The sequence below is a fragment of the Deltaproteobacteria bacterium genome, assembly GCA_018668695.1.
GTDB lineage: Bacteria > Myxococcota > XYA12-FULL-58-9 > XYA12-FULL-58-9 > JABJBS01 > JABJBS01.
Genome location: JABJBS010000265.1, coordinates 1 through 10,078, shown reverse-complemented (window position 1 = coordinate 10,078; position 10,078 = coordinate 1). Strand labels below are relative to the sequence as shown.

The following is a 10,078-nucleotide window of genomic DNA, read 5'->3' as shown; positions in this document are numbered from 1 at the left end:
GTTGATATTAAAGAGATGCAACAAACCGAAGGGTTTGACGCACTCATCGGTGCCAACAAGGGATGCTACGCAGCTTTTGCCGCGGTGTACGATTGTGAAGTGCCAGTGATTGCTGCCGTGAATGGATTCTGTGTTGGCGGCGGGGTTGGCCTCGTTGGCAACGCCGATATTATCATTGCTTCCGACGACGCTGTCTTTGGCCTGCCTGAAGTTGACCGAGGCGCCTTAGGCGCAGCCACCCACCTTGCCCGGCTGGTCCCTCAGCACAAAATGCGCGCCATGGTTTACACCTGCGAAAATGCTACCGCCCAGGAGCTGCACCACTACGGTTCGATATTAGCAGTGGTTTCAAGAGATGAGCTACGTGGCAAAGCGATGGAAGTGGCCGAGAATCTCGCCAAGAAAAGCCCTACCGTATTACGGGCCGCTAAAGCATCGCTTAATGGGATCGATCCGGTGGACGTCAAGCGCAGCTACAGGTTCGAACAAGGCTTTACCTTTGAGCTCAATCTCTCAGGTGTTGCCGACGAAGCCCGGGATGCATTCGTGGCTAAAAAAGACGCAGAATTTACCAAGTAAGAGAAGTAAACTAAAATGGCAGATAAGCGAATCACAGAAAACGAAGTTGTAGCGCAGCTTGAAGATGGCATGACCATTGGTATTGGCGGCTGGGGATCACGGCGCAAGCCGATGAGCTTGGTACGCGCCATCTTGCGTTCAGACCTTAAAGACTTAACCATCGTATCTTACGGGGGTCCTGATATCGGCCTTTTTTGCGCCACGGGAAAAGCTAAAAAAATCGTCTACGGTTTTGTCTCTCTCGATTCTATTCCCTTAGAGCCGCACTTTCGAAAAGCAAGGCAAGCCGGCACCATCGAAGCGATGGAGCTTGATGAAGGGATGTTCCAATGGGGGCTTTATGCAGCTGCCAGTCGTCTGCCCTTTCTACCAACACGCGCTGGGCTGGGATCAGATGTGATGAAAATCAATCCGCATCTAAAGACCATTGAATCTCCTTATGAAGACGGTGAAACCCTGGTCGCGATGCCCGCTCTCAAACTCGATGTAGCATTGATTCACATGAACCGCGCAGATGCTCAAGGCAATGGCCAGTTCTTAGGGCCAGACCTTTATTTCGATGACCTCTTCGCCATGGCCGCCGACAAATGCTTTATGAGCTGCGAGCGGGTGGTCCCCACAGAAGAGCTTCTCAAAGAAGGCAGCATTCATACACTGAAAATCAATCGTATGATGACCCACGGCGTAGTCGAAGCACCCATGGGCGCACACTTCACCAGCTGCGAACCCGACTACAACCGGGATGAAGCGTTCCAAAAGGAATATGCAGCCACCGCCAAAGATCCAGAGGCTTGGAAAGCGTTTCAAGAAAAGTACCTGAGCTTGGAATCACATGATGCCTACCGCCAGGCAGTGGAGGCACGGTCATGAGCGATATCAAACGAAGCGATATTTGTATTGTAGCTTGCGCCGATGCGTTTCGAGGCGATGGCGAAATCATGGTCAGTCCCATGGGGCTTACTCCATCCATTGGGGCAAGGCTTGCGCGGGCAACTTTCGAAAAAGACCTCGTGCTCACAGATGGCGTCTCAAGCATCATCTCGGGTAACTATCCCGTTGGAAAAGGCGGCCCAGAGCCCGTGATTGAAGGCTGGATGCCCTACCGCACGGTCTTCGATACGCTTTGGTGGGGAAAACGCCACGTCATGATGGGTGCAACTCAGATTGACCGGTACGGAAATCAAAACATCGCCTGCATTGGTGACTGGCAGAATCCGAAAGCCCAGCTCTTGGGTGTGCGCGGCGCTCCAGGCAACACCATCAACCACCCAACCAGTTACTGGGTTCCTGGCCACTCCAAGCGCGTGTTTGTGGAAAATGTCGATATGGTATCTGGCATTGGCTACGACCGAGCAAAAGAGCTTGGCGCTGCTGCCAAACACCACGAAATTCGTGTGGTGGTGTCAAACCTCGGTGTGTTTGATTTTGCAACAGACGATAATCGCATGAGGATCCGCTCAGTCCACCCCGGTGTGACTGTGGAAGAGATTCAAGAAAGTACCGGCTTTGAGCTGATCACAGACGGGGACGTTCCTGAAAGCCGCTTGCCTACAGACGAAGAAATCAAACTCATCCGCGAAGTGTTTGATCCCAACGGATATGCTCAAAAGGAAGTGCCGTAAATGAGTGAAGCCCCTAAGCCTGGCGCATTGCATACGCGCATCTGCGACCTCTTTGGTTGCAAATACCCCATTGTCCAAACGGGGATGGGATGGGTCTCGGGATCTAAACTCACAGCAGCAACCTCTGAGGCCGGCGGCATGGGCATTTTGGCATCGGCCACCATGACCTACGCCGAACTGGAATCCGAAATTAATGCAGTAAAGAGCCTCACGGATAAAAACTTTGGGGTAAACTTTCGCGCCGACCAAGACGATATTGAAAAGCGCATCGACCTCGCCATCGCTCAAAAAGTCAAAGTTGCAAGCTTTGCTCAAGCGCCGCGCGAAAAGGTCATCAAAAAACTTAAAGATGCAGGTCTCGTGGTGATGCCCACCATTGGAGCCAAACGACACGCGGAAAAAGTAGCCGCTTGGGGTGTGGATGCCGTGATAGCGCAAGGGCATGAAGGCGGCGGCCATACCGGACAAGTGCCGACCTCTCTTTTACTCCCGCAAGTATGCGACACCGTGGATATACCTGTGTTGGGTGCTGGCGGCTTCAACGACGGCCGCGGGCTTATTGCCGCCCTCTCCTACGGCGCCAGTGGCATTGCGATGGGCACGCGGTTCTTGCTTACTCAAGAAAGTGCTGTTCCCGATGCCATCAAAGCGCAGTACATCAAAACACCAGTCACAGGCACCGTAGTCACCAAAGCCATCGATGGTTATCCTCAACGAGTTATTCGGACCGATGTCGTCGAGCAGCTTGAACGCTCTAGCATCATCACTCGGCTCTTTCGTGCACTGGGTTACGCCTTCGCGCTTCGCAAGCACACAGAAACTTCTTTCGGCGCGCTTATCCAAGAAGGGTTGGCCATGCGAGAGAACCAGAATCTTAGCTGGAGCCAGTTGGCGATGGCCGCCAATGCTCCCATGCTCACAAAAGCCAGCATGGTAGACGGCAACCTGGATGTTGGAATTTTACCAACGGGCCAAGTGGTTGGTGTCATTGAAGAACTGCCCACAGTGGAAGTCCTTGTTGAACGCGTCATGCAAGAAGCACAAAATACACTCGACAAGTTATCGGCTTAAGTAGGAATTGAAGATGGATCTTACGTTTAACGAAAAAGAAAACGCTTTTCGCCAAGAGTGCAGAAGCTGGCTTGAGGCCAACGTGCCCAAAGAACCGCTTCAATCGGGGGATACCGGCGAAGGCTTTGCCCAGCATGTGGAGTGGGAGAAAAAACTCTTTGCCGCTGGCTTGGCCGTGGTTTCTTGGCCCAAGGAATATGGCGGCCGCGAAGCAACGCTTATGGAATGGCTTATCTTTGAAGAGGAATACTATCGCGCCGGCGCCCCCAGCCGTGTGACGCAAAATGGTATTTTTCTCATGGCACCCACTCTTTTCGAATACGGCACCGACGCTCAAAAACAACGCTATCTAAAAAAGATGGCAGGCGCTGAAGAACTTTGGGCTCAAGGCTGGTCGGAACCCAATGCCGGTTCTGATTTGGCAAGTGTCAAAAGCACCGCAACCCGTGATGACGAGCGCGGCGGCTGGCTCCTCAATGGTCAAAAGACATGGTGCACCCGCGGCTCTTTCTCAGATATCATTTTTGGTCTTTTTCGCACCGACCCTGAGCTAGCACGCCACAAAGGTCTCACCTACTTCATCGTGCCCCTTACGAGTGAAGGCATTACCCTACGCGGCGTAGACCGGCTTGATGGCGACGAAGGTTTTGCGGAAGTCTTTCTCGACAATGTCTTTGTCCCAGATGACCACATCATCGGTGAAGTAGACAGAGGCTGGTATGTGGCGATGGCGACCACCAGCAGTGAGCGCGGCTTAAGCCTGCGTAGCCCCGGCCGGTTCATGGCCACCGCGACCAAGCTTATCAACCTCTATAAACGCTACCGCGAAGATGCCACACCGGCACTGCGGGACCAGGTGGTTCAAGCTTGGATGGATGCAGACGCTTATCGCCTCTACACGTTCCAAACCGTGACCAAGATGCTCGGCGGTGGTTCCATTGGAGCTGAATCAAGCCTGAATAAAATATTCTGGTCTGAAATGGACGTCAAAACCCATGAGACAGGTCTGGACCTACTGGCCGAACTCGGCGAACTCGAGCCTGAAGCGCCCGATGCACAAGATCACGGCAGCTGGATGAAGGGTTATCAATTTGCCCTCGCTGGCCCGATTTACGCTGGAACCAATGAAATTCAACGCAACGTCGTCGCAGAGCGCGTGCTCGGACTACCAAGGAAATAACCATGCGATTTGCGTTTGAAGAAGAACAGCACCTGATGCGCGATACCGTTCGCGACATGCTTAAAGGCGAGTGTGCTCCGGACAAAGTTCAAACAGCCTGGACCAATGCGGATGGCCGCGTCCCCGGACTTTGGCAAAAATTCTCTGAGCTTGGCATTTTAGGAATGCTTATCTCTGAAGAGAATGGCGGCCTCGGCATGAACGAACTCGACTTGGTCTTGGTTCTTGAGGAACTTGGCCGAGCGGCATCCCCGGAGCCATTTGTAGACACTGCTGTGGTGGGTGGTCCTCTGCTTGAGGACTGCGCCGATACCGATACGAAAACGCGTTTACTCAGCGGGATTATCTCTGGTGAGTCTACTTTATCCACGCGGCTTGGTACGAACCTCTACGCAGACGGCGCCAATGCCTGCTCGCTCATCATGGCAGAGAATGCGGGGCAACTCGACTTGGTTCAGCCTGAGCATGTGCAATGCACCGAGCAAACCTCGGTAGATAAAAGCCGAAAGATTCAATCCATCAGTTACACCGAGTCGCAACGGGTGGCCCCAAGCGAAGGTGCTATGAGCAAAGCCTGGAACCGCGGCGTGCTTGCAGCCTCGGCCCAAATGCTGGGGCTTGCCGGTAAGATGATTGAGATGGCGGTGGAATATGCCAAAGTGCGTGAGCAATTTGGGAAACCCATTGGCACCTTTCAAGCCGTTAAGCATCACATGGTGGATGCACTCTTAAAGCTAGAATTTGCCAAGCCCGTGGTTTACCGCGCGGCTTGGTCCATGGTGCATGATCCGGCTCAAGCCGACACCCATGTATCTATGGCTAAGATTTATGCCTCTGAAGCCGCTGATATCGCAGCAAAGAAATCGCTGCAGGTCCACGGCGCCATTGGCTACTCCTATGAATACGACCTCCATTTGTGGATGAAGCGCGCCTGGGCGCTACGCCGCACCTGGGGAACCGACGCCTGGCACCGCGAACGCGTGGCCAAAGCTGTTCTCGACACTTAATGAAGAAAGGTTCTTATCATGGCTGAAGCTTATATCGTGGATGCGGTCCGAACACCGGTGGGCCGCCGTAAAGGAAGTTTTGCAGAAGTTCACCCTGGAGACATCGGTGCGCATGTTCTTAAGGCGCTGGTTGAACGCAACGACTTCGATGCAGCAGCGGTAGAAGACGTCATCTTTGGTTGCCTCGACACCATTGGGCCACAGGCCGGTGATATTGCCCGCACATGCTGGCTTGCAGCGGGTCTTCCTCAGGAAGTTCCTGGCACCACCATCGACCGTCAGTGCGGTTCATCCCAGCAAGCGGTTCACTTTGCAGCGCAAGGCGTGATGAGTGGCACCCAAGACATCGTCATTGCTGGCGGCGTGCAAAACATGACGCAAATCCCAATTGCAGCAGCGATGATGGTTGCCAAAGAGTACGGTCATCCAGACCCATTCTCAGGCTGCAAAGGCTGGCAAGAGCGATACAAGGGCAAGATGGTTTCTCAATTTGCGGCAGCCGAAATGATTGCTCACAAATATGAAATCAGCCGAACCGATATGGAAGAGCTGGCATTTGAAAGCCATCGCCGTGCATTGCATGCGATTGACGAAGGCCGCTTCGACAACGAGATTGCTCCTTTCGGCGATTTCAAAGTAGACGAAGGTCCGCGCCGCGGAACCACCATGGAAAAGATGGCCGAGCTTCGTACCCTGGCCCCGGAAGGCCGCCTCACGGCAGCAACGTCCAGCCAGATTTCAGATGGCGCAGCAGCGCTTCTGATTGTAAGCGAGAAAGCTCTGAAGGAGCACGGCTTCAAACCACGTGCGCGAATCCATCACTTGAGTGTTCGCGGCGATGACCCGATTTGGATGCTTACGGCGCCCATTCCGGCTACCGAGTATGCACTGAAGAAAACAGGCCTCAGCCTAGATGACATGGACGTGATTGAAATCAACGAAGCTTTCGCTTCTGTCGTTCTTGCATGGCAAAAGGCTACCGGCGCTGACCTTTCTAAGGTCAACGTAAATGGCGGCGCCATGGCCCTGGGTCACCCACTGGGCGCAACCGGTGCACGGCTTATGACCACCATGCTAAACGAGCTCGAGCGCTCTGGTGGCAAGTATGGTTTTCAGACCATGTGCGAAGGCGGCGGTCAGGCCAACGTCACCATCATTGAAAGACTTTAAGATTTAGATTGAAGCGCTCCCGGGGGAACCTGGGAGCATTTATTCTGCGCGCTTCGCCAGAATCAAAATAGCTGGCACAATAAGTAAACATGCCAATAACGAACAGCTGATACCCAGCACCATCACCAAGCCTAAGCTCTTCATCCCGCCGTAATCGGCAATCATCAAACCGGCAAAACCCACACCTGTAGTAATGGAAGCAAGCATAACCGCAGAGCCGGTACCTTTGACCAGATCTTCAACACTGGCGATACCAGACTTACCCTTACCGCCTTCCCAGCTTCGGTGCACCATGTGAACACCCGCATCAATACCAATCCCAAGTACCAAAGGCAGCGCCACGATATTGGCCACATTAAAACTGATATCGAAAATTGACATGAGACCAATCATCCAGCACCAGCCAAACAAGGCCGGCACCAAAGCCAGAATCGCCCGCTCTTTGTTGCGAAAATCCAGCCACAAGAGCATGCAAATCAAAACGCCGGCAAGCAGCGCGGCCCGCTTAAAGCCGCCAAGAATCATGGAGCTGTGGGCATGCAAGGTAATCGCAAAACCGGACACGTTTGGATCTACATTTTCAAGCTCGCGGGCAAAAGTCTCGGCAAAGTTTCGGTCCCAAATATTGCCCTTGGGATATACATAAAGTGCCAATGCATCTTCGTTCTTGGACACGAAGCGACTCTTGAGAACCTTGGGGATATCCTCTGGTGCATAGGCTTGCCGATCCACTACATTTTTACCAGTAGTCCAGGCTCGGCGAATGATATCGCCAATGGCAACGCTTGCTTGGTCAAGCTGTGGGCGCGCAGTTTCTCCCATTTCTCCCAAGCGTTTTTCAAGCTTCTGCACCGATGCTCGGGTACGCTCTGTAGACTGTAAGCTTTGACCTGTGATCTTAAAAATATTCTCGATGGCCGTTACCTGAGTCTTCATAACCGCAAGCTGGGTTACCAATGAAGCCGGAGCCAAGCCCTTGCTGGCTATGACTTCAAAATCGGGCTTCTTAGAAAACTCATTGTAAAATCGCTCCAACGCTCCAAGGCTTTTCGGGGTGAGTGGTGGCAAAAGGTCTGTTGCACTCTGAACTGTGGCCACCGATGGCAAAGCACGAATACGTTCTGCCATCTCTCTCGCACTTTCCACACCGTCGGTAGAAACATTGGCAAACGTTGGGCCCATGGCAAGGTCATCTTCCAAGAGCAGAAGCGCCTGCGCACTTTCTGTTTCTTGGGGAAGAAAATCGAAATAGCGGTAATTGAACCGAATATCCCCAAGCGCTTGGGCACCAAAGAAAGCCAGTGCTACACCCGTAAGCACCAAAAATCGTGGCATGCTTCGAACGAGAAAAGTAAGCAGGTCGGTACCGGGAAGCTCGGGTGGTGTTACATCACGGGAGCGTTGCAGCTTCTTCGTACAGGCAGGAACCACAAAAAGAGTGGCCACCAGCATAATCACCAGGCCCACGGAGGTGATGATTCCAAGCTCCGCAAACGCAGTGAACTCAGTGGTAGCGGTGGTCATAAATGCCAGAACCGTGGTGAACGCGCCGGTGACAATACCCGGGCCAGTTCGCATCAAACTTTCTCGAAGCGATTCGACAATACTTAGAGCTTGCCGGCGAAACTCGTTGTAACGGCTCAAGAGGTGAACCGGAAAATCAATCCCCAAGCCCAGGAGCACCGATATAAAACTCGAGGTAATGAGGTTCAAACGCCCGTAAACCAGCTGAACAAATGAGAGCGTTAAAACAATGCCCACGATCAATGGAATGGCGGCGAGGATAGATTGGCGAATCGAACGAAAGGAAAAGAGAAAGAGAATGAGGACACCAAGGCCCGTGGCAACACCCGACTGATAAAGACCTTTCTCAACGATGGTTAGCTCATCTACCGCGAGAGCCGGCACACCAGTCAGCCTTACATTGACCAGTGTTCCAGGGTAGCGCTTCAGAACATCGTCTCGAACCCCGCGCAGATAACTGACCATTGGCTCAAGCTGCTCAACTTCGTCACCTTCAAACTCCGGGAAGACTGTTACAAGCAAATACTCATTGCCCTGCCCCACCACATAACCTGCCGAATCGATGGCCTCCATGCTCTGGCGGTCTTCGTCTCGAAGCTCCATATGGGCCCACGGGTTTTCACCTGCCAAGAATGCATCGGTGGTCAGTGCCAGGGAGCTTAAGCGGTCCAGGATACTGTTGACCTGGTCCGTACCAATCCCGCCGCCAAAGGGCATCATCATCCGCATTTGTAAACCGGCAGCCAAGTGGCCAAGCCTTGCGTTGATGGCGTCGAGATATTCCGGGAGGCCCCCTTCAACGAAGGTCGTAAGATCCATACCGGTAGGCACGAGTGTCCGGATGGTATCCGTGACCTCAGGATCTTGAAGCAGCATGGCTTTGGCCAGCTGATGAGGGCCCATACGAGCAATCACCCGGCCATCGAGTTCTGGCTTCTTCTTAAACTCAGCCACCAGATCATCAACCATTTGCCTTCGGTCTTGGGCGTCGCCCTCGCTGATGACAAAGAAGATGGGAGATGTGGGATCACCGAATTTCTCGTGAAATTGGTTAAGCCGTTGCTGATATGGATTATCGTCTTCTACGAGACCGTGGCGAGACGTGCTCACCTGGAGGTTCGGCAGGCCAATACTGGCCGCCACCAACAGTGCGCCCGTGATGCACATTATGGGCAGCGATCGCTGAATACCCATCTGTGCTATCCAAGCAAAAACCTTATCGCGACCAGTAGAAAACATCGGAAGCTTCGTATCGGAAAAGCCTCATCGCCCGCAACCGAGAATAAGCTAAAGATCTCAAGTATTTGGGCTAACCACCACCAACGTAACCGAACGGCAATCAGCTCATAAGCGGTTGTAAACATTGAGCTTTATGAATTGCTACAAGTTATTCGAGGCTAGGAATGAGCCGGCCGCCGACGCTAAACTATCGTTTTCCGGGTTTGGCATCCGAAATGTCATGGGTTTTGTCGTCGTAAGTGACCTCTACAGATACCGCCTTGGCGAAGGCTTCGCGGATACACTGACCAACATCTTCAGGGCTTGTGGGAATTTTATAGCCGCCCGGTTTGCCCACAAAACATACAACACCGCCCTCTGAAATAGAGTCGATGCTTGAAACAAACGTAACCATCATATCGAAGCCTTACCCATAAAACAGTGACTGAACATTTACGGAGGTCCTCATGGCCCAACTTCACGGCAGATTCAAGCGAATTGGAATAGATGCTAACGATGGAGGTAAGCGCAACGGCCTAGGACCTGACCACATCAATCTTCTGACTTTGAACCAGCGGCAACCAAACTCGAAACAAAGCCCCACCCAGTTCATCAGACAGACCTAGAAAAATATGCCCTTCATGACGAGCAACGATTCGCTGGGTAATGGCTAAGCCAAGGCCCGTTCCTTTACCGGCTTCTTTAGT

General features: G+C 52.8%; 10 protein-coding genes. 7 read left to right on the top strand and 3 right to left on the bottom strand.

Annotated features, from left to right (window positions below):
• From HOK28_14235 to HOK28_14205, 7 genes are all read left to right on the top strand, one after another.
• The coding region (locus tag HOK28_14235) for an enoyl-CoA hydratase family protein (protein ID MBT6434254.1) at positions 1–579 on the top strand (579 nt) is incomplete at its 5' end.
• Between the two features lie 15 nt (positions 580–594).
• Positions 595–1,449 carry a CoA transferase subunit A gene (locus HOK28_14230; protein ID MBT6434253.1) on the top strand — a complete coding sequence of 285 codons (855 nt, stop codon included), beginning with the start codon at positions 595–597 and terminating at the stop codon, positions 1,447–1,449.
• On the top strand, positions 1,446–2,201 hold the full coding sequence (locus tag HOK28_14225) for a CoA-transferase (GenBank protein MBT6434252.1): 756 nt from the start codon (positions 1,446–1,448) through the stop codon (positions 2,199–2,201). Before HOK28_14230 ends, HOK28_14225 begins: the two co-directional genes overlap by 4 nt.
• Positions 2,202–3,272, top strand: a complete 1,071-nt coding sequence (locus tag HOK28_14220; protein ID MBT6434251.1) for a nitronate monooxygenase — start codon at positions 2,202–2,204, stop codon at positions 3,270–3,272.
• Positions 3,273–3,285: 13 nt separating this feature from the next.
• Positions 3,286–4,452, top strand: a complete 1,167-nt coding sequence (locus HOK28_14215) for an acyl-CoA dehydrogenase (protein ID MBT6434250.1) — start codon at positions 3,286–3,288, stop codon at positions 4,450–4,452.
• A gap of 2 nt (positions 4,453–4,454) precedes the next feature.
• Complete coding sequence (locus HOK28_14210; GenBank protein MBT6434249.1) at positions 4,455–5,459, top strand: acyl-CoA dehydrogenase; 1,005 nt, start codon at positions 4,455–4,457, stop codon at positions 5,457–5,459.
• An 18-nt stretch (positions 5,460–5,477) separates the two neighbouring features.
• Positions 5,478–6,629, top strand: coding sequence for an acetyl-CoA C-acetyltransferase (locus tag HOK28_14205; GenBank protein MBT6434248.1), 1,152 nt, complete (start codon positions 5,478–5,480; stop codon positions 6,627–6,629).
• A 39-nt stretch (positions 6,630–6,668) separates the two neighbouring features.
• Here HOK28_14205 and HOK28_14200 read toward each other — a convergent pair whose 3' ends face one another.
• From HOK28_14200 to HOK28_14190, 3 genes are all read right to left on the bottom strand, one after another.
• Positions 6,669–9,347, bottom strand: coding sequence for an MMPL family transporter (locus HOK28_14200; protein MBT6434247.1), 2,679 nt, complete (start codon positions 9,345–9,347; stop codon positions 6,669–6,671).
• Between the two features lie 232 nt (positions 9,348–9,579).
• Entirely contained in the window at positions 9,580–9,789 is a 210-nt protein-coding gene (locus tag HOK28_14195) for a hypothetical protein (protein ID MBT6434246.1), read from the bottom strand.
• A 118-nt stretch (positions 9,790–9,907) separates the two neighbouring features.
• The coding region (locus HOK28_14190; GenBank protein MBT6434245.1) for a two-component sensor histidine kinase at positions 9,908–10,078 on the bottom strand (171 nt) is incomplete at its 5' end.

Coding starts and splice junctions, on each gene's coding strand:
- HOK28_14230 (MBT6434253.1), top strand. CDS start 595: ATGGCAGATAAGCGAATCACAGAAAACGAAGTTGTAGCGCAGCTTGAA.
- HOK28_14225 (MBT6434252.1), top strand. CDS start 1,446: ATGAGCGATATCAAACGAAGCGATATTTGTATTGTAGCTTGCGCCGAT.
- HOK28_14220 (MBT6434251.1), top strand. CDS start 2,202: ATGAGTGAAGCCCCTAAGCCTGGCGCATTGCATACGCGCATCTGCGAC.
- HOK28_14215 (MBT6434250.1), top strand. CDS start 3,286: ATGGATCTTACGTTTAACGAAAAAGAAAACGCTTTTCGCCAAGAGTGC.
- HOK28_14210 (MBT6434249.1), top strand. CDS start 4,455: ATGCGATTTGCGTTTGAAGAAGAACAGCACCTGATGCGCGATACCGTT.
- HOK28_14205 (MBT6434248.1), top strand. CDS start 5,478: ATGGCTGAAGCTTATATCGTGGATGCGGTCCGAACACCGGTGGGCCGC.
- HOK28_14200 (MBT6434247.1), bottom strand. CDS start 9,347: ATGGGTATTCAGCGATCGCTGCCCATAATGTGCATCACGGGCGCACTG.
- HOK28_14195 (MBT6434246.1), bottom strand. CDS start 9,789: ATGATGGTTACGTTTGTTTCAAGCATCGACTCTATTTCAGAGGGCGGT.